Origin of the sequence: Promicromonospora sp. Marseille-Q5078, from assembly GCF_050315395.1 — a bacterium.
In the GTDB taxonomy this organism is placed as follows: domain Bacteria; phylum Actinomycetota; class Actinomycetes; order Actinomycetales; family Cellulomonadaceae; genus Isoptericola.
This window is the reverse complement of record NZ_JBNPQG010000001.1, coordinates 1,627,842-1,651,201: the sequence shown is the minus strand read 5'-3', so window position 1 is coordinate 1,651,201 and position 23,360 is coordinate 1,627,842. Positions and strand designations below refer to the sequence as shown.

The window sequence follows — 23,360 nt, the reverse complement described above, 5'->3', positions numbered from 1 at the left end:
AGCGGCACCGGTTCGTCGGGCACCGCCCCGCCCGTCGTGGCGGGGAGCCGAGGAGGGTCAGCCCGCCTGGCCGTTGAGCATCGGCGTGAGCTTCGCGTCGTACTCCTTCGCGATGGCCGTCACGTCACCACCCTCGGCGATCTTCTGGAACAGCTCCTCGTAGACCAGGGCGCCCTCGACGGCGGCCCAGCCCGGCGCGGCCGGGGTCAGCTGGGAGGCCTGGGCGGTCTCGACGGTGACCTCGCCGAACTTGTTCGGGTTGCCGTCCTCGTCCACCGTCATGAGCTTGTCGAAGTCGGCGTTGGCCGGGCCGAGACCCGCCTTCGCGAGCATCGTCTGGTACTCGTCCGAGTAGATGATCCGCAGCAGGTTGTCCGCGAGCTCCGGGTGCTGCGACTTGGCCGAGACAGCCATGTTCGAGCCGCCGGCGAACACCGGGGCGACGCCACCGTCGACGCCCGGCAGGGCGAAGATGTCGAACGTCGAGTCGTCCGCCATCCCGTCGCGGACCTCCTCGCCCTTGTCGTTCTTCGTCATGTCGCCGAGGGACCAGCGGGCCCAGCCCGGCGCCATGATCGTCGCGCCGTCGGGGGCCTCGCCGTCCGTGCCGTCGTTGAGGAAGTCCCAGTACGCCTCGTCCTTCGCGGTCGGCGGGAGGTTCGAGGCGCCCTCGAACACGTCCTGCCACTGCTCGAGGCCCTTGACCGTGTTCGGGTCGGACAGCGTGGAGGTCCACTGGTCGCCGTCCTTGACGGCGAGCTCGCCGCCGTTCGCGAAGACCCAGGAGATGCCGTTGCGCCAGTCCTGGCCGCCGATGGCGAAGCCCGACTGCTTCTTGCTCTGCAGCTTCTTGACCGAGTCGCCGAACTCCTCCAGCGTCTTCGGGACCTCGAGGCCGGCCTTCGTCCAGATGTCCTTGCGGTAGAACATGTAGCGCGAGCCGTAGTAGTAGGGCAGCGCGTACTTCGTGTCGTCGATCGACCCGGCCTCGACGAAGGACTGCAGCAGCTTGTCGCCGCCCAGCTCCTCGTACAGCTCGGGCGAGATCTCGCGGAAGGCGCCCGCGTAGGTGAACGTCGGCGCCTGCGTGTTGCCGATCTCGACGACGTCGGGCGTGTTCGCGGCGTCCGGCAGCGCGGTCGTGAGCTTGGTGACCAGGTCGGTCCAGTCCTGCTCCTCGATCGTCAGCGTCGACCCGGGGTTCTCCTCCTCGAACGTGTCGACGAGGTAGGTGCGCAGGTCGTCGCTCGTGTCCGCGCCGGCGAGCCACAGGGTGATGTCGCCGGCCTCGGGGGTGCCGCCGGTGTCGCCGCTCCCCTCCTCGTCGGCAGGCGCGCACGCGGCGAGCGCGAGCGCCAGGGTCAGGCTCGTCGCCACGCCGGTGGCGACGACACGGGTCCTCTTCACTGGGGATTCCTCTCGATCTGTCCAGGGTCGATCTGAGCAGCGCGGCGCCAGGGACGGCGCTGCTGGGGGTGCGGGTCGTCCGTCAGGGGGTCACGAGACCCCGAGCTGGGCGGCCAGCACCAGGACGGCCGCCCCGGCGAGGACGACGTCCTCGTCGAGCGTGGCCATCCGCAGCCGCAGGCCGGCGGCGGTGGCCGGCATCGTGCGGTCGGTCAGGGACTGCAGGGCGGCGGTGCGCAGCGCGCCGTCGAGCAGGTCGGCCGGGCCGCTGAGCAGCACCTCGGCCAGGTTCAGGGCGCCCACGACGGGCGCGAGCGCGGTGCCGAGGGTGCGGCCGACGCCGGCCAGCGCCTCGTCGGCGGCGGCCGGGTCCAGCCCGGCGACGGCCCGGCGCAGCGCCGGGACGCCGAGCACGGTCTCGAGGCAGCCGCGGCGGCCGCAGGCGCAGAGCTCGCCGTCGTCGACGACCGTGACGTGCCCGAGCTCGCCCGCGGCGTCGGCCGCGCCGCGCACCCGCGCGCCGTCGACCATGACGCCGGCGCCGACGCCCAGCCCGACGGTGAGCACGAGCATCGAGCCGTCGGCCCCGCCGTACGTGTACTCGCCGAGCGCCGCGGAGTTCGCGTCGTTGGCGACGTGCACGGGCAGGGCGAGCCGGTCGGTGAGGATCGCGGCCAGCGGCAGGTCGACCCACTGGCGGTTGGGCGCCTCGACGACGCGCCCGGCGTCGTCGACCACGCCGGGCGACCCGACGCCGACGCCGATGACGGGGCGCGTGGCCGCGGAGATCAGGGTGCGCGCGAAGCGCGCGAGGAGGTCCACCAGCTCGTCGCCCACGTGCCCGGACACCGGCAGCGACCGGCGCACGACGGCCTCGCCGGTGAGGGTCATGACGGCGCCGCGCATGACGGCGTCGTCCGAGAGGTCGACGGCCACGATCTGGTAGGCGTCCGTGCGCATCCCGACGAGGATCGCGGGCTTGCCGACGCGGCGGCCGGGCTGCACGCCGAGCTCCTCGACCAGCCCCTCCCCGAGGAGGACGTTCACCAGGTCCGAGATCGTCACCCGGGTCAGCGACGTGGCGCGGGCCAGGTCGGCCCGGGAGGTCGGCCCCTCGTGGAACAGGTGCTGGAGCACGAGGGAGCGGTTGTGCGCCCGGGCGTGCTCGGGGAGCACCTTGGAGGTGGCTCGCAGGCCGGCACCCAGACCTCGTCGTGCGGTGCGCGTCGTCGGCGTGGACATGTTTGTTAGTACAGCGTCTTAACTAGCTGGCTGTCAATCCGCTGCCGCCCCTCGACGCCGCGCGTTATCGGATCGTGACGACCGCGCGCGGACCGCGCGGGCGCGCCAGGTCACGGTCGCGGCACGGTCCGGTCACGATCCCGCGATCGCCACCAGCGACGACGCCCCGCCGCCCTACGCTCGGAGCCATGCCTGCCACCCCGCGCCCCGACCGGGCCCGCCGCGCACCCCTCGTCGCGGCGCTCGCGACGGCCCTCCTCCTCGCCGTCGCGGGCTGCTCGTCGGGCGGGGGCGACGCGGGCGGTGCGTCGTCCGCCGTCGAAGGGGACGCGGGCGCGGCGCTCGACGCCGCGGGCGAGGCCGGAGCGGGCGAGGCCGGCGCGGGCGAGGCGCTCGCCGACGGCCAGACCCCGGGCGCGGCCGCGGAGCGCGAGATCGTGACCACGGGCAGCGCGACCGTCGTCGCCGACGACCCCGCGGCCGCCGCGAGCCGGCTCGCCCGGCTCGTCGAGGAGGCGGGCGGGCGCGTGGAGCGGCGCACCGAGACCGCCGCGACGGACGACTCCGCCGGCTCGGCCTCGATGACCGTGCGCCTCCCGTCCGACCGGATGACCGGGGCCGTCGAGGCGCTGGGCAAGCTCGGCACGGTCGAGGACGTCGACGTGCAGAGCGTGGACGTCACCGGCGAGGGCCAGGACCTCGACGCGCGGATCGCCGCCCTGACGACCTCCACCGACCGGCTGCGCGACCTCATGAAGGCGGCCGGGAGCACGGAGGACCTGCTGCAGGTCGAGCAGGAGCTCTCCGAGCGCCAGGCCGACCTGGACGCGCTCACCGCGCAGCGCCAGCGCCTCTCGGACCAGGTCACGATGTCGACCCTCGACGTCGAGATCGTCCCCGAGCCCGTGGCCGCCGCCCAGTCGCGCGGCGGCTTCCTCGGCGGGCTGTCGTCCGGGTGGGGCGGCCTGGTGACCACCGTGCAGACGGTCGTCCTCGTGCTCGGCGTCCTGCTGCCCTGGATCGCCGTCGCCGCGCTCGGCTACCTCGGCTACCGCTGGGCGCAACGCCGGACCCGGCCGGCGGCCGACGCCGAGGGCGGGGCACCGGGCGGGTCCGACGGCGACGGACCGGACGGGCCCGGCGCGCCGTCCCCCTCGGCGCCCACCGCGCCGGACGAGACCCCCGAGCCGGTGCCCGCGGGCCGCTGACGCCCCGCGTCGTCAGGCCCGAGGACCGGATCCCGACGCTACGTGCCGGGCTCGGCGCCGTCGCGGCCCTCGACCCAGCCGCCCATCCCGGCCCAGCCGGCCGCGGCGCGCTCGGTCTCCAGGTCGCGCGGGTAGCCCGCCACGCCGGGCCGTCGCTGCCAGGGCCGGGGCCCGTCGAGCGGGCGGTACTCGACGCCCGCGGCGTCCAGGCGCGCCAGGTGCGCGCGCAGCCGGTCGCCGAACCCGGTGGCGCCGGGGTTCCACACCGCCTCCGCGAACGCGACGAGGCGCGGGAAGGCCGCGTAGTCGACGCGGCGGGCCGAGTCGAGGTGCTCGCTCCACACCTGCGCCTGCGCGCCCAGCACCGTGCCGGGCAGGTCCCCCGCCAGCTCCGGCCGCGCCGCCAGCAGCGCGGCGGGCAGCGGCTCGAACGCGCGCACGTCCTCGACCGTGCGCACGAAGCCGACGGGCACGGGCTCGTGGGGGCCGTCGCCCGCGCGGTGGTCGAGGTACACCTCCTGCTCGGGGGCCATCACCACGTCGTGCCCGGCGGCGAGCGCGTCGGCGGCCACGGCGTGCCCGCGCCAGCACGTGACGACGACGTCGCGCGGCAGGTCCGGGCCGAACGCCTCGTCCCACACCACCGCCCGGCGGCCCCGCGACCGCAGGTGCTCGGCGAGCCGGGCGAGGAACCACCCGTGCAGGCGGGCGACGTCCCCCTCGCCGTCGGGCCCGACCAGGCCGAGCCCGGCGGCGCGCGCCACCACGTCCGGCCGCTCCCGCCAGGCCGTGGTGGGCACCTCGTCCCCGCCCAGGGCGACGAAGGGCGAGTCGAAGACCTCGCACACCTCGTCCAGCACGCCCGCGAAGAAGTCGACGGCGGCCGGCGACGGGTCGATCACGTCCTCGCTGATGCCCCACGTCGTGCGCACCTCGTGCGCGCCGGGGCGCGCGGCCAGCTCCGGGTACGCGGTCAGCAGGGCCTGCACGTGACCCGGGGAGCCGATCTCCGGCACGACGGTCACACCGCGCTCGCGCGCGTAGGCGACGATCTCCTCGAGGTCGGCCCGCGTGTAGAACCCGCCGTGCGGGCGGCCGTCGTACCGCCCGGCGCGCCACGTGCCGACGCCGGACTCGCGCCGCCACGACCCGACCTCGGTGAGCCGCGGGTACCGCCGGACCTCCATCCGCCACCCCTGGTCGTCGGTGAGGTGGAGCTGCAGCACGTTCAGGTGGTGCGCGGCCGCGAGGTCCACGAACCGCAGCACGTCAGCCTTGGGCAGGAAGTGGCGGGCGACGTCGAGCAGCACGCCGCGCCAGCCGCACCGGGGCGCGTCCTCGACCACGACGGCGGGCAGCGCGAGCGGCGCGCTCCCCGCGCGGCGGAAGGCCTGCTGGCCCGCGAGCTGGCGCAGGGTCTGGGCGGCGGCGTGCGCGCCGGCGGCGTCGGCGGCGGTCACCCGCACGCGGGCCCGCCCGCCGCCGTCCCCGACGTCGACCCGGTAGCCGCCCGCAGCGACGGCCGGGTCGACGTCGAACGTCACGTCCGCGGTGTCGCCCGGGCCCGCGGGCACGAGGTCGACGCCGAACGCGTCCTCGCTCGCCCGCCGCCACCAGCGCGCGGCGGCACGCAGGGCGGGGTCGGCGGCGACGCGGGCGCCGTCCGGCAGGGCGAGGTCCTCCCCCACGACCTGCGACGACACGGGTGCGGGGACGACGTCGGCGGCGCGCATCCCGCCACCCTAGTGAAGGTCGCGCGCGTCAGGCCTCGTGCGGCACGACGACGGCGCGACCGGCCACCTTCCCGGACTCCAGGTCGCGGTAGGCGTCCAGGGCACGGTCGAGCGGGTAGCGCTGGACCTGCGGCGTGATCTGCCCGGCGCGGTACATGGCGACGACCTCGTGCAGGTCCTCGATGGTGCCCCAGTAGGTGTTCGTGATCGTGGCCTCGTAGGGGTTGGCGAAGAACGACCACTCGGCGGCCCCGCCCCCGATCCCGACCACGGTGAGCCGGCCCTGGCGGGCCATCGACGCCTGGGCCGTGCGGATCGTCGGGGTGGCGCCCACGAAGTCGAACGCGGCGTCGACCCCGCGGCCGCCCGTGATCGCGCGGATCGCCTCGACCTGGCCGTCACCGGCGGGGACCGTCACGGCGCCGTTCGCGGCGGCGCGCTCCATCGCCTCGGGCTTGGTGTCCGTCGCGATGACGGTGGCGCCCGTGAGGGCGGTGAGGATCTGCACGGCGACCTGGCCGAGGCCGCCCAGCCCGATGACGAGCGCGAACTTCCCGCCGCCCGCCAGGTTCGGCAGCGCCAGCTTGATCGCGTGGTACGGCGTGAGGCCCGCGTCGCTCAGGGGGGCCGCGTCCACGGGGTCGGCGTCCCCGAGCGGCACGAGGTTGCGCACCGGCACGCGCACGTACTCGGCCATGCCGCCGTCGCGCCCGATTCCCGTCGCGAGGTAGGGCATGCTCGCCACGTTCTCGCAGTAGGTGTCCTGCCCGCGGGAGCACGCCGCGCAGCGGCCGCAGCCGATGGGCCCGTAGACCAGGTACGCGTCTCCCACCTGCACGCCGTCGACACCCGTGCCGAGCTCCTCGACCCAGCCCGACACCTCGTGCCCGAGCACGAAGGGCGGGTTCTGCGCCCCCGGCGCACCCTCGGTGAACTCGCGGTAGATGCTCACGTCGGAGTGGCACGCGCCCGAGCCCGCGACCTTGAGCAGCACCTCGCCCGGCCCCGGCGTCGGTCGCTCGACCTCCTTCAGCTCGGGGAAGGTCTGGAACTTCTCGAACACGACGGCGCGCACGGCGGTGCCTCTCTCTGCGACGGATGCATGTCTGGGACCCGTCGCCCTCGCGGCGAGTCGTTCATCTTTCAACCGTACCCCCGTAGGACGTGTGCCCCGGGCACCTCGAGGGCGTGGGATGGGCCACTCCCCGCCCGGCGGCGTCGCGCGGGCACGACGAAGGCCCCGCCGGCTGGTGGCCGGCGGGGCCTTCGTCGTAGGGGTGGAGCTGCCGGGAATCGAACCCGGGTCCGGTGGCGCCTTTCGAGGACTTCTCCGGGCGCAGTCTGCTGTGATTTTCTCGGCCCCCGCACTCACGCAGACAAGGTGCGGACGGGCCCAGTCACCTGGGTGTCCCCGCCGCCCCGGTGACGAGGGCGGCGAGCAGTGGCTCTCTAGATGACGTGAGCTACCGGGTCGAGAGCGATCCCGGGCTCACGGACTTCGGAGCTCGCTCAGGCGGCGAGGGCGAAGTCGGTGCGCTTGTTATCGGCACCTATAGGTTTGCAGGCAAGCGTTCACGAGATGAGCCTGCATCCTCGGCCCGCTTCTCCTCGAAGTACGACCACCGTCGAAACCGATCAGCCCCTATGGATTTTTCAACCGCCGGCGCTCGCGCGCCGACGTCCTCCAGTCTAGGGGATCAACCGCCGCGGCCGCGCCGTTATTTCCGCTCAGCATGTCCGCTCAGCCGAGGAGCTCCTGGTGCCGGATGGCCCGCTGCGCCTCGCGCATGTCCTGCTGCTCGCGCAGCGTCTGCCGCTTGTCGTACTCCTTCTTGCCGCGCGCCAGGGCGATCTCGACCTTGGCGCGGCCGTCCAGGAAGTACAGGCTCAGCGGGATCAGGGTGTGCCCCTTTTCCCGCGACTTGACGCCGAGCCGGTCGATCTCCTCGCGGTGCAGCAGCAGCTTGCGCTTGCGCCGCGGCGAGTGGTTGTTCCAGGTGCCCTGGAAGTACTCGGGGATGTGCACGTTCTCGAGCCACGCCTCGCCGTGGTCGATCGCGGCGTACCCGTCGAGCAGCGACGCGCGCCCCATGCGCAGCGCCTTGACCTCGGTGCCGGACAGGACGATCCCGGCCTCGACGACGTCCTCGATCACGTAGTCGTGGCGGGCCTTCTTGTTGTTCGCCACGATCGTGCGCGGGTCGCCCTGCTTCTTCTTGGCGCCACCCTTGGCTCTGGACATGGTCTCCTCCTCCCGGGATCGCGGACGTGCGACCACTGACGTGCGACCACTCAGGATACGGGAGCGCCGGGCCGTGGCCAGGACTTTTCCGCGGTCGGCGGACGGGCCGGTCAGTTCAGCCAGCCGCCCATCGGGTCGGTGGTGCTGCCGTTGACGTACACCTCGAAGTGCAGGTGGCACGCCTCCGCGGTCCCCGTGGAGCCCGAGTAGCCGATGATCTGCCCCTTGTTCACGTACTGGCCCACGCCCACCGTGTCGTACGTCAGGTGCAGGTAGCGCGTCATGACGTTGTTGCCCCGGTACGTGCCGTGGTTGATCAGCACGTTGTTGCCGGGCCCGCTGCCGAAGTAGGCCTGCTCGACGTACCCGCTCTGCGCCGCGTAGATCGGCGTGCCGCAGTAGGTGCGGATGTCCGTGCCGGCGTGCAGCCGCGAGTAGTGCAGGATCGGGTGGAACCGCATCCCGTAGGAGCTCGTCACGACGTGGTAGTTCGTCGGCCAGCCGAGGAACGACCCCGACGTGGACGAGCCACCGCCGCCGCCGCCGCTGCCCGACCCGCCACCGCCGCTGCTCGACCCGCCGCCGTCGCTGGAGCCGCCGCCACCGCTGTTGCTCTTGCGCTCGGCGGCCGCCTTGCGGCGCGCCTCCTCCTCGGCCTTGCGGCGCTGCTCCTCGAGGCGGGCGTCGCGGGCCTTCTGCTTCTTGATGATCTCCTTGAGCTGCGACTCGAGGCTCTGCTGCGCCTGCTCGTTGGCCTTGAGCTCGGTGAGGGCGTTCGCCTTCTGTGCCTCGATCGACGCCTTGAGCTTGCGCTGCTTGGAGATCAGGCGCTCCACCTCGGCCTTGCGGTCCGCGGCCTCGCGCTGCGCCTTCTCGGCCGCGACCACGTTGGCGTCGGCCTCGCGCTTGAGGTCGGCGATGGCCGAGCGGATCGCGTCGAGGCGCGCCTGCTGGTTGCGCGCCACCGCCTCGGCGTCCTGCAGGTCGGTGAGGGTGCGCGCCTGGCTGCGCGCGGCCGACGACGACACGGCGAACTCGTCGAGGAAGTCCTCCGTCGACTGGGCGCCGGTGACGATGCCGATCGTGCTGGTGTCGTCGCCGTTGCGGTACGCCTGCCGCGCCATCTGCACGACGTCCGCGCGCGCCGCCTCGACCTTTCCCTTGCCGGCGTCGATCTGGTCGGAGACGGAGGCCTCCTCCGCCTCGGCGTCCGAGAGGCGCTGCGCGAGGATCGCGGCCTTGCGCCGCGCCTCCTCGAGCGCCGCCTGCGCCGCGGCGAGCTCGGCCTCGGCCACCGGCAGCCGCCCCTCGACCTCGTTGAGGTCGAGCACGGCCTGGCGGAACTTGGCGTTGGTGTCTTCGAGCTCCTCCTGGAGGCCGTCGCGCTCGCGCTCCTTCGCGCGCTGCTTGGCCTCGGCGGCGGCCCGCTGGTCGTCGATGTCGTCCGCGGCCGCCGTGCGCGCGGACACGCTCGCCGACACCGTCGCGGACGTCGTCGCCCCGCCCAGCACCAGCACCGCGGCCACCAGGCCGCCCAGCACGCGTCGCCCGGCGCCGCCCGTCGTCGTCATCTGCGATCTCACACCCTCGTGTACCGGTTGAGCGTCACCACGGACGACACCACCGCCAGGAGCACGGCGATGCCGATCAGCAGCGGCGCGATGAGCAGGACGTCTCCCACGTCCACGTACGCCACCCAGTCGACGGAGTCCTGCAACCAGTCCGTGACCAGGTACTGCACGGCGAGCCAGAGCCCGCCCACGGCCAGCAGCGCCCCGACGAGCGCCGCGATCGCGCCCTCGAGCATGAACGGCAGCTGCACGAACAGGTTCGACGCGCCCACCAGCCGCATGATGCCGGTCTCACGGCGCCGCGAGACCGCGGACAGGCGGATGGTCGTCGTGATGAGGAGCACCGCGGCCAGGAGCATCACGCCGGCCAGCCCGGCGGCCAGCAGGGACGCGCGGTTGAGCGCGAGGAAGAGCGGCTCGAACACCTCGCGCTGGTCCTCGACCACCTCGACGCCGGAGCGTCCCTCGAGCACGTCGTCCACCACCTGGTACTGCTCGGGGTCGACGAGCTTGAGCCGGAACGACGCCTGCATGTCGTCCTCGGTGAGCTGGGTGCCCTGGTACCCGTCCGGGTACATGTCGGTGAACGCCTCGAAGGCGTCCGCCTTGCTCTCGTAGTAGGTGGTCGCGACGACGTCCGACAGCTCGGAGTCGATGACCTCCTTCAGCGCGTCCACCTGCTCGGGTGTGGCCTCGCCGTCGGCGCAGGTCGGCGCGGTGGAGCCCGTCGGGCAAAGGAAGACCGAGACCTCGACGAGGTCGTACCAGTCCCCCTTGAGCTTGGTGACCTGGGTCTGCAGCAGGGCCGCCGCGCCGACGAACGTCAGGGACACGAACGTCACGAGGACGACCGAGATCACCATGGACAGGTTGCGCCGCAGGCCGCCCAGGACCTCGGTGAGGACGAACTGGAGCCGCACGCCTCAGGCCTCCCGTCCCGCGCGCACGCGCTCGTGCTCGCGCAGCACCTGCTGCACCACCTCGTCGGCCGAGGAGGGTGCACCGCTCTCGGGCACCGGGGCGGGGGCCGCCGCGGGCACCGGGTCCGGCTCGGGAGCCGCTCCCGGGTCGGGCGGGTCCTCGACCTGCGCCCGCGCGGCCGCGGCCTCCGCGGCGCGCTCCGCCTCGAGGTCGGCGGGCTCGGGCGTGACCTGCACGCGCTGCACGGCCCGCGCGCCGCGGCCGGGGGCGTCGAGCACCGGCGTCTGGCCCACCAGGGGCAGGATCGACTCGCGCTCGCCGTACACGGCGTCGACCTCGTCGCGCACCACCGAGCCGGTGGACAGCTCGACGACGCGCTTGCGCATCTCGTTGACGATCTCGTCGTCGTGCGTCGCCATCACGACCGTCGTGCCGGTGCGGTTGATCCGGTCGAGCAGGCGCATGATCCCCAGCGAGGTCGTCGGGTCGAGGTTGCCCGTGGGCTCGTCGGCCAGGAGGATCTGCGGCCGGTTCACGAAGGCCCGCGCGATCGCCACGCGCTGCTGCTCGCCGCCGGAGAGCTCGTGCGGCAGCCGCTTCTCCTTGCCGTCCAGGCCCACCATCTCCAGCACCTCGGGCACCGTGGTGCGGATCGTGTGCCGCGGCTTGCCGATCACCTGCAGGGCGAACGCGACGTTCTCGTGCACCGTCTTGTTCGGCAGCAGCCGGAAGTCCTGGAAGACCACCCCGATGCTGCGGCGCAGGGACGGCACCTTCCAGCTCGAGAGCCGCGACAGGTCACGACCCGCGACGTAGACGCTGCCGCCCGTCGGTCGTTCCTCGCGCAGCACCAGCCGCAGGAAGGTGCTCTTGCCCGAGCCCGACGCGCCGACGAGGAAGACGAACTCCCCCCGCGAGACGTCCACGGAGACGTCGTCGAGCGCAGGCCGCGCCCCTCGGGCGTAGACCTTCGAGACGTTCTCGAACCGGATCACGTCGTGCCTCTCCCCTGCCAGGTCGACCGTGCGGCACCGGTTCAGGTCACGCCTGGGCGGGGCCGCCCGATTTCCGAGAGTCGCACCCGGCGGGGAGGGGCACAGGAAGGACACGCCGGTGAGGCGCGGGTCCGGACCTGCGACCGGACCTGGGGCGAGGAGGGCGTCAGGCGGCGTCGGCGCCGCCGGAGCGGCGCCAGCGGATGCCGGCCTCGATGAAGTCGTCGATGGCTCCGTCGAACACGGCCTGCGTGTTGCCGGACTCGTGCTCGGTGCGCAGGTCCTTGACCATCTGGTACGGCTGCAGCACGTAGGAGCGCATCTGGTCGCCCCAGCTCGCCTTGATGTCGCCGGCGAGCTCCTTCTTCTTCGCGGCCTCCTCCTGCTGACGGATCAGCAGCAGGCGCGACTGCATGACGCGCAGGGCGGCGGCGCGGTTCTGGATCTGCGACTTCTCGTTCTGCATCGACACGACGGTGCCGGTGGGCAGGTGCGTCATGCGCACGGCGGAGTCCGTGGTGTTCACGGACTGCCCGCCCGGGCCCGAGGAGCGGAACACGTCGATCTTGAGCTCGGACTCGGGGATCTCGATGGAGTCCGTCTGCTCGATGAGCGGCACGACCTCGACGGCGGCGAACGACGTCTGGCGGCGGCCCTGGTTGTCGAAGGGCGAGATGCGCACGAGGCGGTGCGTGCCGGCCTCGACGGACAGGTTCCCGAAGGCGTACGGCGCGTTCACCTCGAACGTCGCCGACTTGAGGCCGGCCTCCTCCGCGTACGAGGTGTCCATGACCTTGGTCGGGTAGCCGTGCCGCTCCGCCCAGCGCAGGTACATGCGCATGAGCATCTCGGCGAAGTCCGCGGCGTCGACGCCGCCGGCGCCCGCGCGGATCGTCACGACGGCATCGCGGGCGTCGTACTCGCCGGCGAGGAGGGTGCGGACCTCGAGCGCGTCGAGGTCCTTGCGGATCGTGGCGATCTCGCCCTCCGCCTCCGTCAGCGAGTCCTCGTCCTCCATCTCGTGCCCCAGCTCGACGAGCGTCTCGACGTCGTCGATGCGGCGGGCGAGCCGCTCGACGCGCTGCAGCTCGTTCTGCGTCGTCGACAGGGCGGAGGCGACCTTCTGCCCCTGCTCGGGGTCGTCCCACAGGTCGGGGGCGGACGCCTGCTGGGTGAGGTCGTCGATCTTCGCCTGCAGCACCGCGGGGTCGCTCACGGCCTCGATGGTCTCGAGGGTGGCGCGCAGCGCCTTGATCTCTGCGGGGAAGTCGATGGTGGCCACGATCCTCAAGGTTACCCGCCGTGGGAGCACCGCCGGCCCCAGGCCGCTCAGGACCCGGCGGGAGACCCGGGCCGAGCCTCGGGCAAGGCGCGGCCGAACATCTGCGCCGTGTCCCGTGCGCTCGGCGTGCCCGCGTCGGGGTCGGCGCCGGCGGCCAGCAGCGCCTCGATCACGTCGTCCGAGCCCTTGAAGACGGCGCCGGCCAGCGGCGTCTGGCCCCGGGCGTTGGCCCGGTCGGCGTCCGCGCCGCGCTCGGCGAGACCACGCACCAGCGCGGCGTGCCCGTGGTACGCCGCGAGCATGAGCAGCGTGTTCCCGGCGGCGTCGGCGTGGTCGGCCGGGACGCCCGCGTCGACGAACTCCAGCAGCAGGTCGGCGCCCGCGCGGGCGAGGTCGAACATCTGGTCCAGGTCGACGGGCAGCTGGTCGTCGGGGCGGGCGTCGTCGGTCATGCCGGCGAATCTACCCGGGCGAGGCGACGGCTCCGGGCCGATGCTGGACATGGGAGGACTGGGGGTGGTGCGCCGTGACCACGTACCGGTGGCGCGGGCTCGGGACCGGCAGCGTCGAGCACCTCGACGTGGTCCTGCGCGACGGCCTGGTGCGCGCCCGGTCCGTCGTCGACCTCGGGCCCGAGCGGCTGGAGTACGCGATGGAGCTCGGCCCCGACTGGGTGTTCCGGGCGCTGCGGCTGCGGTCGTCCACCGGCCGGGAGGTCGACGTCGGCCGGGACGCCGACGGTCTCTGGCACGTCGACGGCGCGGCGCGGCCCGACCTGGCCGACGCGGTGGACGTCGACCTGTCGTTCAGCCCGTTCACCAACACCCTGCCGGTCCGGCGCCTCGGCCTCGAGGTCGAGGCGGCGGCCGACCTCGTCACGGCGTACGTCGACGGGTCGACGTCGGCCCCGCCGTCAGCCTCGTGGTACCCGGTCACGCCCGACCCGCAGCGCTACACCCGGCTGTCGCGGGACCGCTACGTCTACGAGTCCCGCGGCAGCGAGTTCCACCGCGAGATCACCGTGGACCAGGACGGGTTCGTCGTCGACTACCCGGGGCTGTTCGCCCGCCTGCCCGCGATCGCGTGAGCCGCCGCGCACCCGAGACCGCTCAGCCGGCGCGCGCCGACGACGTCGCCGCGACGGTGAACCCGCCGCCCAAGGCGTCGGTGAACCAGGTCAGCAGCGCCGGGTGCGACGTCGCCGCGAGGCCCACCCGCGCCGTCCGCCCGTCCGGCGACGACGCCTCCACGACCCGCAGCCCGTCCAGCCCCTCCGCCTCGCCGGGGTGCGCCGCGAGGTAGTCGCGCACCGACGCCTCGACGTCGGCACCGGTGAGGGTGAGCACCGCCTCCCCCTCCGACGCGCGGGCGCCGCCCACGTAGAACCGCTCCGGCGGCACGGCGTCGGCGGCGTCCGCCGCGAGCGCGTCGGCGAGGTCGTACAGGTGCTTGCGGTCGAGGTGCACCGCGGTGGCGGACGCGACCATGCCGACGATCATCAGCGCGAGCGCCACCACGCCCGCCGTGAGCAGCATGATCCGCCCGTCCTCGCCCGCTCCGTCGCGGACGGCGCGGACGGCACGCCCGGTCACGGCCGCGCCTGCCCGTACTCGTCGACCGTCGCGACGTGCGTCGCGGTGACCGGGATCTCGAGCGGCACCCAGCCGCGCAGGCCCGCCGGAACGAACGGCAGCGGCACCGTCAGGCGGGTCCGCACGCCGACCGTGGCGCCCGGCGTCAGGCACGGGTCGGCCGAGCACTCCAGCGACACGGAGCCGTCGTCGACCTCGAAGCCCTGGTCCGAGAACGCGATCCCGGCGGCTGCTCGGGCGCGCTCCGCACCCGCCTCCGACGAGTCCGCCGTGACCATCGCCCGCCCGGCCTCGCGCGCCGCACCCTCGACCGCGAACGCCCCCGCCTGCACCTGCGCGACCGTCAGCACGAGGTACACCAGCGGCACCAGCAGCAGCACCGCGGTGCCGAGGAACTCCACGAGGGCGGCGCCGGCCTCCGGGTCCGGGCGGTCGGGGTTCTCGGCGCGGTGCACGGGCGCCTGGCCCACGGGCGCGCTCACGACTCCTCCAGCGCGTGCCCTTGGAGCGTGAGGACGCCCGACGGCCCGAGCAGCCCCACCACCGGGAGCGGCACCTGCACCGTCACCTCGACGACGTCGAGCCCGTCCCGCGCGGTCCTGCGCACGGACACGTCGTCGGCGTACCGGCTCCCGAGCGCCGCGGCGAGCAGCTCGCGGGTGCGGGTGGCGCCGCTCGCGAGGTCCGCGTCGGCCCGCGCCGCCACGCGGGCGCCCTCGGCGGCGGCGTCGATCGACAGCGCCCGCACATGCATCGCCAGCGCCACCTGCACCACCCCGAGGAAGAGCGCGAGCACGAGGGCCGCGACCATGACGAACTCCGCGACGGCGGACCCGGCCTCCCCGTCGCCGACGGTCGGCGAGGGGTCGGCGGCTCCAGGGCTCACGGGCGCTCGTCCTCGACCGGCGGCGCCCACCCCGGGCGCGGGACCAGGCAGAACGGGTGGCCCGCCGGGTCGGCGTACACGTCGCCCTCGCCCGCTCCGGGCCCGGCGGAGGTGAGCCGGCGCGCGCCGAGCGCGAGCACGCGGTCGTGGGCTACGGCCACGTCGTCGACCATCACGTCCAGGTGCATCTGCTGCGGTCGCTCGGGGTCGCCCCGGTCCGGCGCCCGGTGGTCGGGAGCGCGCTGGAACGCGAGGCCGGAGTGCCGGTCGCTGCGCGCGACCACGACGAAGTCGTCGTCGGCGTAGGTGATCTCCTGCCCGAGGACCGCCGACCAGAACGCCGCCAGGGCGTGCGGGTCGGGGCAGTCGACCACCAGGTGGTGCAGCCGGCCGACCGCCACGTCAGCGGCCCGTGACGCTCGAGATCGCCTGGGTGAACGCGTCCTCCAGCAGCGGCCCGGCGATCGCCCAGAGCGCGACGACCAGTCCGGCGGTCATCAGCGTCACGAGCACCCAGCCCGGCACGTCCCCGCGCTCCGGGTCGTCCGCGGCGGGCCGGTCGTCCGCGAGCCGGTCGTGCGGCCGGGGCTCGGTCTCGTCGTGGTGCATGGTCGGTCCTTTCGGTGGCGCCGCGAGGTGGCGGCGTGGTCGGCGGTCGGGGTGCACGGTCACAACCCGATCCGGAGGGTGGCGAGGGACGGGAAGACGGCGAAGACGACGGTGATCGGCAGGATGAGGAAGACCACCGGCACGAGCATGGCGACCTCCTTCTTGCCGCCGGCCTCCATGAGGGCGCGCCGGCCGGACTCGCGGACGTCCTGCGCCTGCGCGCGGAGCACGTCGGCGAGCGGGGTGCCGCGCTCCAGCGCGACGGCGACCCCCTCGGCGAAGCGGGTGAGCGACGGCAGGCCGGTGCGGTCCGCCATCGCGGTCAGTGCGGACGCGATCGGCGCGCCGGCGCGCACGTCCGCGAGCATCGAGGAGATCTCGCCGGAGAGCTCCCCGCGCGCCGTCGTGGCCACGCGCTCGAGCGCGGGCACGGGGCCCTCGCCGGCGGTGACTGCCAGGGCGAGCAGCTCCGCGATCGTCGGGAACTCCGCGAGCATCCGTTCCTCGCGGCGCGCCACCGCCCGGCTCAGCCACTGGTCGCACAGGACGAAGCCGGTGCCGCCGCACAGCAGGACGAGCGCCGCGAGCGGCACCGGGGACGACCCGCGCGTCGCGGCGAGCAGCAGCGCGAGCACGAGCCCGGCGGCCAGGCCCAGCGCCGCGGAGACCACCTGCCGGGTGCGGAACGCCTCGACGCTCTCCGACCATCCCGCGCGGTCGAGGCGGCGGCGCACGTCGGCGCGCGAGGAGCCGAGCCGCTCGAACCAGTGCGCGGCGTCCGCGACCCACGGGGCGAGCAGTCGCTCGAGGACGGGGAACGGCGCGTGCGCGGGCTGCTCCCGCAGCAGGCCGGACGTGGCGTCACGCGGGCGCAGCGCCGGGGCGAGCCGCTGGTCGAGCGTCGTACGGCGCGCGCGGAGCCGGGAGACCACGAGCAGGACGCCGAGGCCGCCGAGCAGCCCCACGAGGGCGCCGGTCACGGAGAACCACTGGTCGATCACCGCAGCACCCGCCCCTCCTCGGGCAAGCGGCCGATGCGGCGCATGAGCCAGTACGCCACCACCGAGGTGACGGCGCCCGCGGCCAGCACGGCGACGCCCGCCGCCGAGTTGTAGGCCTGCGCCGTCTCCGGTCGCGTGGCGAGGAACGCCAGCACGACCCACGGCCCGGCGGCAGCGAGCCGGGCGCCGTTCACCGTCCACGACTGCCGCGCCTCGAGCTCCCCGCGGGTGCGCACGTCCTCGCGCAGGAAGGACGACAGCGTGCGCAGCAGCCTGCCCAGGTCGGTGCCGCCGACCTCGCGCGTGAGGCGCAGCGCCTCGACGATGCGGTCGGCGACCGGGTCGGCGAGCCGCGCCTTCAGCAGGTCGAGGCACTCCCCGAAGCGGCCCGTGGCGCGGTAGTCGGCGGCGAACCGGGCGAAGGGCTCGCGCAGCTCGGCCGGGCCGCGCTCGCCCAGCTGGGCCACGGCCTCGGGCAGGGACAGGCCGGCCCGCACGCCGGACGCGAGGTGATCCACCACCTCGGGCCAGACGTCCCGCAGGTCCCGCCGACGGCGCCGGGCCCGCGCCCGGACGAGCGCCTCGGGCGCGACCGCGGCCATGAGCGCGAAGCACGCGGCGATCGCGGGCGAGCGCGTCAGCGCCAGCCCCGCCAGGAGGACCACGACCCCCGCCACGGCGCTGAGCCACCACAGCGCGGCCGGGGTCACCGACGGCGCGCCGGCCTGCACGAGCAGGTCCTGCACGGCGGCGACCCGGCCCGCGCGCCGCCGCGAGCGCGCCGCGGGCTCCCAGAAGGACAGCCACACGCACACCAGCCCCGCACCGAGGAGCAGCCCGACCACGACGCCCATCAGCGACCCCCGGCCAGCAGCGCCGTGACGTCGACGCCGATGCGCGCGAAGCGCTCCTCGCCAGGCGGGAAACCGTCGCCGCGCACCAGCTCGGCGCCCTGGTCGGCGGTGGTCCGGTGGAAGAGCCCGGCGGTCTCGACCCGGTCGCCCTCGACGCGCCCCGTCACCGCGACGACCTCGCGCACCTGCCGCGCCCCGTCCGGGGCCACGTCGAGGTGCACCACCAGGTCGATCGCCGACGCCACGGTCGGCACGACGAACCGGTCCGACACGTTCTCGCCCGCGAGCAGCGGCAGCGTGCACATCTTGGTGACCGCCTCGCGGGCGGAGTTGGCGTGCACGGTGCACATCCCCGGGATGCCGGCGTTGAGCGCCACGAGCATGTCGAAGCTCTCGGCCTCCCGCACCTCGCCGATGACGATGCGGTCGGGCCGCATCCGCAGCGCCTCCTTGACGAGGCGACGCAGCGGGATCTCGCCCGTGCCCTCGAGGCTGGGCTGGCGGCACTGCATCGCCACGTGGTCGCGGGCCGCGAACCGCACCTCGAAGACCTCCTCGCAGGAGATCACGCGCTGGCCGGCGGGGATCGAGCCGACGAGGGCGTTGAGCATGGTCGTCTTGCCCGCCTGCGTCGCGCCGGAGACGAGCACGTTCAGCCCGGCGCGCACGGCCGCGTCGAGGAAGGCCGCCGCGTGGGGCGTCAGGGAGCCGAGCCGCACGAGGTGGTCGAGATGGTCCGCGCGGACCAGGTGCTTGCGGATGTTCACGGCCATGTGGTCGCGGGTGACGTCGGGGATCACGACGTGCAGCCGTTCGCCCCCGGGCAGCGAGGCGTCGACGAACGGGCTGCTGAGGTCCAGGCGGCGCCCGGAGGCCTTGAGCATCCGCTCCACGAGGTCGCGCACCTGCGCGGCGGTGAGGATCGTCGTGGTGAGCTCGGGCACGCCGCGCCGGGCGACGAACACCTTGGCGGGCTCGTTGATCCAGATCTCCTCGACCTCGGGGTCGTCGAGGTACCGCTGCAGCGGGCCGAGCCCGCCGAGGGCGTCGACGACGGCGCGCGCGGCGCCCTGCGGGTCGGCGAGGGCGGGCACCACGCCCCGGGTCGCACGGTCCGCGTAGTCGGCGGAGGCCTCGGCGACGAGGCGTTCCAGCCCTGCGCGGTCCCGGACCGGGTCGAGGGCGCGGCGGCGCACCAGCTCGCGGACCTCGTGCTCGAGGATCGCGGCGGCGCCGGTCGGCGCCAGCGTGTCGATCGACACTGATCTCCCTCTCGTCGGAGCCCCTCATCGGCGGCGAAAGCGGCTCCAGGGTAGGGGACCCGGGCAACCGCCCGGCGCCGCCCTGTGGACAACGCCGTCCGGTGGGGCCGGACGCGGCCGCAGGAACCGGTGTGACCAGGTGCGACTCCCCTCGTCCGGCCGCGATCGCCCGGCTCCCTCTGTCTCACATCGTGAACGGCACACGCCCGCGCGGGGCCCGGCCGGACGGACGACGGCACCCCGCCACGCCCCGGGCTAGGGTCGGCCCATGCCGACCTCTCCCCCGCCCGGCCGCTGGAACGACGTCGCCCGCGCGACGGGTCTGCTCGGCGCCGACGGCGCCGTCGCGCAGACGATCTTCGCGGAGATGACGGCCCTCGCCGCGCGCACGGGCGCGATCAACCTGGGACAGGGCTTCCCCGACGTCGACGGCCCGGCGTACGTCCGCGAGGCCGCCAAGGACGCCATCGACGCGGGCCGCAACCAGTACTCCCCCGGCGACGGGGTGCCCGAGCTGCGTCGCGCGATCGCCGACCACCAGCGCCGCCGCTACGGCCTCGTCGTCGACCCCGACACGGAGGTCACGGTCACCACGGGCGCCACGGAGGCGCTGGCCGCGTCGATCCTCGCCCTCGCCGGCCCGGGGGACGAGGTGGTCACGCTCGAGCCCTACTACGACTCCCACGCCGCGAGCATCGCCATGGCCGGGGCCACGCACGTGCCGGTGCCGCTCACGGCCGAGGGCTTCCGGCTCGACGCGGCCGCCCTGCGCGCCGCGGTCGGCCCGCGCACGCGCATGATCGTGCTCAACACCCCGCACAACCCCACGGGCACGGTGCTGACCCGGGCCGAGCTGGAGCAGGTCGCGGCCGTCGCGCGCGCGGCCGACGCGATCGTCCTCACCGACGAGGTGTACGAGCACCTCGTGTTCGACGACGCCGTGCACGTGCCGATCGCGACGCTGCCCGGCATGGCCGAGCGCACGCTCACCGTCTCCTCCAGCGGCAAGACGTTCAGCCTCACGGGCTGGAAGGTCGGCTGGGTGCACGGCCCGGCCGAGCTCGTCACCGCCGTGCGCACGGTGAAGCAGTTCCTCACCTACACGTCGGGCGCTCCGTTCCAGCCCGCCATCGCCCTGGCGCTGGCCGACGACGAGACGCCGCGCGCCCTCGCGGCGTCGCTCGCGTCCCGCCGCGACCTGCTGTGCGAGGGGCTGACCGCCGCGGGCTTCGACGTCGTCGTGCCCCAGGGCACGTACTTCGTCATCGCCGACGGCGCGCACCTCCTCGACCGGCTCGGCCTCCCGGACGGTCACGAGCTGTGCCGCCGCCTGCCCGAGCTGGCGGGCGTCGTCGGGGTGCCGGTGTCCGCGTTCTGCCGCCCGGGCACGGCGACGGCCGAGGCGCTCGCCTCACGCGTGCGGTTCACGTTCGTCAAGCGCGAGGACGTGCTGCGCGACGCGGTCGACCGCCTCCACCGCCTGGCGAGGTAGTTCGATCCTCGCCGAGGTGGTGGTCTGGACCACTACCTCGGCGAGGATCGAACTACCTCGGCGTCAGCGCGGGCAGCACCAGGCTCACGGCGACGACCAGCATGATCGCGGCGACCACGCCGTCGACGACGCGCCACGCGCCGGGTCGTGAGAGCACCGGGGCGAGCAGCCGCGCGCCGTACCCGAGGCCGACGAACCACAGCACGCTCGAGACGATCGCCCCCGCCGTGAACGCCCAGCGCAGGTCGCCGTGCGAGGCGGCGAGGGAGCCCTGCAGCACGATCGTGTCGAGGTACACGTGCGGGTTGAGCCAGGTGAGCGCGAGGGTCGTGAGCAGCACGGGGCGCAGGCGCCGACCAGCGTCCGCGACGGCCCCGGACTCCGCGGCCTCCAGGCCCGGCTCGTCGCCGCGCCACGCCCGGCGCGCCGCGAGCGCCCCGTAGCCGAGCACGACGGCGGCGCCCGCCCACCGCGCGACCTCGACCACCCCCGGGTGGCGCGTCACGAGCGCCCCCAGGCCCGCCGTCCCCGCGGCGTACAGCACGGCGTCCGAGGCCGCGCAGACCGCGACGACGACGCCCACGTGCTCGCGTCGCACGCCCTGGCGCAGCACGAAGGCGTTCTGCGCGCCGATGGCGACGATGAGGGACAGGCCGAAACCGAGGCCGGCGAGGAGGGTGAGCACCCCTCGACGCTAGGCGCGGCCGGAGATGAAGTCCATCTACTGTTTCTTCATCTGACGAAGCAGATCTTCATCTAGGGTCGTCGGCATGAGGACACGGTCATGAGGTGGGACTCCCGGCAGCTCGAGGCGCTCGCCGCCGTCATCACGGAGGGCTCCTTCGAGGCGGCCGCGCACGTCCTGCACGTCACGCCGTCGGCCGTGAGCCAGCGGGTGCGGGCGCTCGAGAACGCGGCCGGCTCGGTGCTGGTGCGGCGCACCCGCCCCGTCGCCCCCACCGATCCCGGGCGCACGCTGCTGCGCCTCGCGCGCCAGGTCGAGCTGCTCGGCGCGGAGGCGAGCCGCGCGCTCGGGCCCCGGGACGCCGACGACGCCGGGACCGACGACCCGCCACGGCCCGTGACCGTCCCCCTCGCCGTCAACGGCGACTCGCTCGCGACCTGGGTGATGCCCGCCCTGGCCCGGGTGGACGGCGTCTGCTTCGACCTCTACCGCGAGGACCAGGACCGCACGGTGGACCTGCTGCCGGCGGGCGTCGTCATGGCCGCGATCACCTCGCAGCGCGAGCCCGTGCAGGGCTGCACCTCCGCGTTCCTCGGGATCACGCGCTACCGCCCCGTGGCCACCCCGGCGGTGCTCGAGCGGTGGTTCCCCGACGGCCCCACGACGGACGCGCTCGACCGCGCCCCGATGGTCGTCTTCAACCGCGCCGACGACCTGCAGGACGCCTGGCTGCGCGAGCGCGCCGCCGCCACGGGCACGGGCATGGGCACGGCGGTGCCGAGCCCGCCCCGTCACCACGTGCCGAGCACGTCGGAGTTCCTCGACGCCGTGCGGCGCGGCCTCGGGTGGGGCATGTGGGGCCCGCTGCCCGGGGCGGGCGCCCGGTTCCCGCTCCTCGGAGACGCCCTCGAGACCGGCGAGGTGCGCCCCCTCGCCGACGACGCCGTCGTCGACGTCCCGATCTACCTCCAGCAGTGGAAGCTGCGCTCGGCCGTCCTCGACCGCGTCACCGGTGCCCTCCGGGCCGAGGCGCGCGGCGCGCTGCCCCAGTCCTGACCGGCGTCGTCAGGCGCAGACGCCGGGGAGCAGCGACGGGCTGGGCGACGGGCCCGACGAGCGCTTCGGGGACGACGACGTGTCGCCCTTGGCCCCGTCGGCGCCGGGCGACGCGACCTCGTCGTCGACGGCCTTCGCACCGCTCGACGAGGGCGTCGGGGACGACGTGCCCTGGGTCCCGTCGCCCTTCGGGTCGGCCGGCGCGGTGCCGGGCGGCGCCTTGTCGGCGCGGATCCGGGCCCAGATCTCGTCGGCGCCCGAGGTCCACACCACGCGGTTGGGGTCGCTCGGCGCGGTGGCCACGGGCACGGCGGTGAACACGATCCGCGCCGGGTCGAGGTCGCGGATGCTCCACGCGAGCCCGGCGAGCGCCGTCGGGCTCGCGAGGTCGGGGTCGGTCGAGATCGAGCCGAGGATCTCCCGCACCATGCGGTAGAGCCGGGGCGAGTCGGTGATGACGTTCTGCGACAGGATCTCGCGCATCGTGGCGTCGAAGAACGCCTGCTGCCGCTCGATCCGCTTGAGGTCGCTGCCCACCTCCAGGCCCATGCCCTCGCCCTTGCGGGCGCGCAGGAAGTTGATCGCGGTGTACCCGTCGAGCTTCTGCTCGCCCTTCGGCAGGTCGAGGTCCACGCGCACGCCCTTGACCGGCTCGGGCAGGCACATGGTGACGCCCCCGATCGCGTCGACCACGCCGATCACCCCGGTCATCTGGACCACGACGTGGTCGGTGACCCGCACGCCGGTGAGCTTCTCGACCGTGCGGATGGTGCACGCGGCCGCGCCGGTGACGTCCTTGTCGGCGCCGCCGCCGAGCGCGAAGGCGGTGTTGAACATGGCGCCCGACTGCGGCGCCGTCTGCCCGCCGCCGGGCAGCTTGCACGACGGGATGTCGACGAGCGAGTCGCGCGGGATCGACACGGCCTCGATGCGGCTGCGGTCGCCCGAGACGTGCACCAGCAGCGTGGTGTCGGAGTGGAACTCGTCGCCCGCCCCCGCGATCTCCGCGTTGGCCTCGTCGCGGAAGTCGGTGCCCATCACCAGGATGTTCAGGTCCTTGCCGGCGAAGGGGTCGCTCGGGTCCTTCTCGGTCGCGACGGCCGGCGGGCGGCCGCTCTCGCCGAGGAGGTCGTCCACGTCGGAGACGCCGATCTGGTTGCGCAGGTCGACGAACGTCGCGACCGAGGCCGCCGCCGCGAACGCCACCACCGCGGTGACGACGAGGGCGATCGAGCGGACGACGCGGTGCGAGGCGAGGGCTGCCGTATGCCGGGGCGGGGTCCGCACAGCGCGAGCCTAGGCGCTGAGCAGCACGTTCGCGC

Annotated in this window: 23 protein-coding genes, 1 other RNA gene and 1 pseudogene; 4 read left to right on the top strand and 21 right to left on the bottom strand. The window is 74.4% G+C overall.

Annotated features, from left to right (window positions below):
- Positions 1 to 57 precede the first annotated feature (57 nt).
- Entirely contained in the window at positions 58 to 1,407 is a 1,350-nt protein-coding gene (locus ACQFYA_RS07615) for an extracellular solute-binding protein (protein WP_499122703.1), read from the bottom strand.
- Between the two features lie 90 nt (positions 1,408 to 1,497).
- Positions 1,498 to 2,649: an ROK family transcriptional regulator gene (locus ACQFYA_RS07610; protein WP_499122701.1), complete on the bottom strand. Its 1,152-nt coding sequence runs from the start codon at positions 2,647 to 2,649 to the stop codon at positions 1,498 to 1,500.
- A 188-nt stretch (positions 2,650 to 2,837) separates the two neighbouring features.
- Between ACQFYA_RS07610 and ACQFYA_RS07605 the strand changes: the two genes are divergently transcribed.
- Entirely contained in the window at positions 2,838 to 3,857 is a 1,020-nt protein-coding gene (locus tag ACQFYA_RS07605) for a DUF4349 domain-containing protein (RefSeq protein WP_499122698.1), read from the top strand.
- A 38-nt stretch (positions 3,858 to 3,895) separates the two neighbouring features.
- On the opposite strand, the gene ACQFYA_RS07600 is transcribed toward ACQFYA_RS07605, so the two are convergent.
- From ACQFYA_RS07600 to ACQFYA_RS07560, 9 genes and pseudogenes are all read right to left on the bottom strand, one after another.
- Entirely contained in the window at positions 3,896 to 5,590 is a 1,695-nt protein-coding gene (locus ACQFYA_RS07600) for a beta-N-acetylhexosaminidase (protein WP_499122697.1), read from the bottom strand.
- 28 nt (positions 5,591 to 5,618) lie between these two features.
- Positions 5,619 to 6,665: an NAD(P)-dependent alcohol dehydrogenase gene (locus tag ACQFYA_RS07595; protein ID WP_499122695.1), complete on the bottom strand. Its 1,047-nt coding sequence runs from the start codon at positions 6,663 to 6,665 to the stop codon at positions 5,619 to 5,621.
- 200 nt (positions 6,666 to 6,865) lie between these two features.
- Positions 6,866 to 7,233: a transfer-messenger RNA gene (gene ssrA / locus ACQFYA_RS07590) on the bottom strand.
- A 98-nt stretch (positions 7,234 to 7,331) separates the two neighbouring features.
- A complete protein-coding gene (gene smpB, locus ACQFYA_RS07585; protein ID WP_499122693.1) occupies positions 7,332 to 7,832 on the bottom strand; it encodes an SsrA-binding protein SmpB in 501 nt (166 codons plus the stop codon).
- A 110-nt stretch (positions 7,833 to 7,942) separates the two neighbouring features.
- On the bottom strand, positions 7,943 to 9,403 hold the full coding sequence (locus ACQFYA_RS07580; protein WP_499122691.1) for a peptidoglycan DD-metalloendopeptidase family protein: 1,461 nt from the start codon (positions 9,401 to 9,403) through the stop codon (positions 7,943 to 7,945).
- An 8-nt stretch (positions 9,404 to 9,411) separates the two neighbouring features.
- Positions 9,412 to 10,323, bottom strand: a complete 912-nt coding sequence (gene ftsX / locus ACQFYA_RS07575) for a permease-like cell division protein FtsX (protein ID WP_499122689.1) — start codon at positions 10,321 to 10,323, stop codon at positions 9,412 to 9,414.
- 318 nt (positions 10,324 to 10,641) lie between these two features.
- A pseudogene (gene ftsE / locus ACQFYA_RS07570) lies at positions 10,642 to 11,319 on the bottom strand (cell division ATP-binding protein FtsE); the annotation flags it as partial.
- 166 nt (positions 11,320 to 11,485) lie between these two features.
- Entirely contained in the window at positions 11,486 to 12,601 is a 1,116-nt protein-coding gene (prfB, locus tag ACQFYA_RS07565; RefSeq protein ID WP_499122686.1) for a peptide chain release factor 2, read from the bottom strand.
- 47 nt (positions 12,602 to 12,648) lie between these two features.
- Positions 12,649 to 13,053, bottom strand: coding sequence for an ankyrin repeat domain-containing protein (locus ACQFYA_RS07560; protein WP_499122683.1), 405 nt, complete (start codon positions 13,051 to 13,053; stop codon positions 12,649 to 12,651).
- Positions 13,054 to 13,127: 74 nt separating this feature from the next.
- Between ACQFYA_RS07560 and ACQFYA_RS07555 the strand changes: the two genes are divergently transcribed.
- Complete coding sequence (locus tag ACQFYA_RS07555) at positions 13,128 to 13,688, top strand: putative glycolipid-binding domain-containing protein (protein ID WP_499122681.1); 561 nt, start codon at positions 13,128 to 13,130, stop codon at positions 13,686 to 13,688.
- 22 nt (positions 13,689 to 13,710) lie between these two features.
- Here the strand turns inward: ACQFYA_RS07555 and ACQFYA_RS07550 are convergent, their stop codons facing one another.
- Genes ACQFYA_RS07550 through ACQFYA_RS07515 form a run of 8 tightly spaced genes read right to left on the bottom strand, consistent with a single transcriptional unit; the run spans position 13,711 to position 18,805 of the window.
- Entirely contained in the window at positions 13,711 to 14,193 is a 483-nt protein-coding gene (locus tag ACQFYA_RS07550) for a hypothetical protein (protein ID WP_499122680.1), read from the bottom strand.
- The gene (locus ACQFYA_RS07545; protein WP_499122678.1) at positions 14,190 to 14,675 is read right to left on the bottom strand and encodes a pilus assembly protein; all 486 of its coding nucleotides are present in this window, start codon (positions 14,673 to 14,675) and stop codon (positions 14,190 to 14,192) included. Before ACQFYA_RS07545 ends, ACQFYA_RS07550 begins: the two co-directional genes overlap by 4 nt.
- The gene (locus ACQFYA_RS07540) at positions 14,672 to 15,079 is read right to left on the bottom strand and encodes a TadE family protein (RefSeq protein WP_499122676.1); all 408 of its coding nucleotides are present in this window, start codon (positions 15,077 to 15,079) and stop codon (positions 14,672 to 14,674) included. The genes ACQFYA_RS07545 and ACQFYA_RS07540 overlap by 4 nt, the downstream gene beginning before the upstream one ends.
- The gene (locus ACQFYA_RS07535) at positions 15,076 to 15,480 is read right to left on the bottom strand and encodes a VOC family protein (protein WP_499122673.1); all 405 of its coding nucleotides are present in this window, start codon (positions 15,478 to 15,480) and stop codon (positions 15,076 to 15,078) included. The genes ACQFYA_RS07540 and ACQFYA_RS07535 overlap by 4 nt, the downstream gene beginning before the upstream one ends.
- Position 15,481: 1 nt before the next feature.
- Positions 15,482 to 15,688 carry a hypothetical protein gene (locus ACQFYA_RS07530; protein ID WP_499122672.1) on the bottom strand — a complete coding sequence of 69 codons (207 nt, stop codon included), beginning with the start codon at positions 15,686 to 15,688 and terminating at the stop codon, positions 15,482 to 15,484.
- Between the two features lie 59 nt (positions 15,689 to 15,747).
- Positions 15,748 to 16,686 (bottom strand): type II secretion system F family protein, encoded by a 939-nt coding sequence (locus ACQFYA_RS07525; protein ID WP_499127470.1) that lies wholly within the window; start codon positions 16,684 to 16,686, stop codon positions 15,748 to 15,750.
- Positions 16,686 to 17,543, bottom strand: a complete 858-nt coding sequence (locus ACQFYA_RS07520) for a type II secretion system F family protein (RefSeq protein ID WP_499122670.1) — start codon at positions 17,541 to 17,543, stop codon at positions 16,686 to 16,688. The genes ACQFYA_RS07525 and ACQFYA_RS07520 overlap by 1 nt, the downstream gene beginning before the upstream one ends.
- On the bottom strand, positions 17,543 to 18,805 hold the full coding sequence (locus tag ACQFYA_RS07515) for a TadA family conjugal transfer-associated ATPase (protein WP_499122668.1): 1,263 nt from the start codon (positions 18,803 to 18,805) through the stop codon (positions 17,543 to 17,545). Before ACQFYA_RS07515 ends, ACQFYA_RS07520 begins: the two co-directional genes overlap by 1 nt.
- Before the next feature lie 268 nt (positions 18,806 to 19,073).
- Between ACQFYA_RS07515 and ACQFYA_RS07510 the strand changes: the two genes are divergently transcribed.
- The gene (locus ACQFYA_RS07510) at positions 19,074 to 20,297 is read left to right on the top strand and encodes a pyridoxal phosphate-dependent aminotransferase (RefSeq protein WP_499122666.1); all 1,224 of its coding nucleotides are present in this window, start codon (positions 19,074 to 19,076) and stop codon (positions 20,295 to 20,297) included.
- 52 nt (positions 20,298 to 20,349) lie between these two features.
- Here ACQFYA_RS07510 and ACQFYA_RS07505 read toward each other — a convergent pair whose 3' ends face one another.
- Positions 20,350 to 20,982, bottom strand: a complete 633-nt coding sequence (locus ACQFYA_RS07505) for a LysE/ArgO family amino acid transporter (protein ID WP_499122663.1) — start codon at positions 20,980 to 20,982, stop codon at positions 20,350 to 20,352.
- A gap of 99 nt (positions 20,983 to 21,081) precedes the next feature.
- Between ACQFYA_RS07505 and ACQFYA_RS07500 the strand changes: the two genes are divergently transcribed.
- Positions 21,082 to 22,038, top strand: coding sequence for a LysR family transcriptional regulator ArgP (locus ACQFYA_RS07500; RefSeq protein WP_499122661.1), 957 nt, complete (start codon positions 21,082 to 21,084; stop codon positions 22,036 to 22,038).
- 9 nt (positions 22,039 to 22,047) lie between these two features.
- On the opposite strand, the gene ACQFYA_RS07495 is transcribed toward ACQFYA_RS07500, so the two are convergent.
- Complete coding sequence (locus ACQFYA_RS07495; protein ID WP_499122660.1) at positions 22,048 to 23,325, bottom strand: LCP family protein; 1,278 nt, start codon at positions 23,323 to 23,325, stop codon at positions 22,048 to 22,050.
- Positions 23,326 to 23,360: the final 35 nt, after the last annotated feature.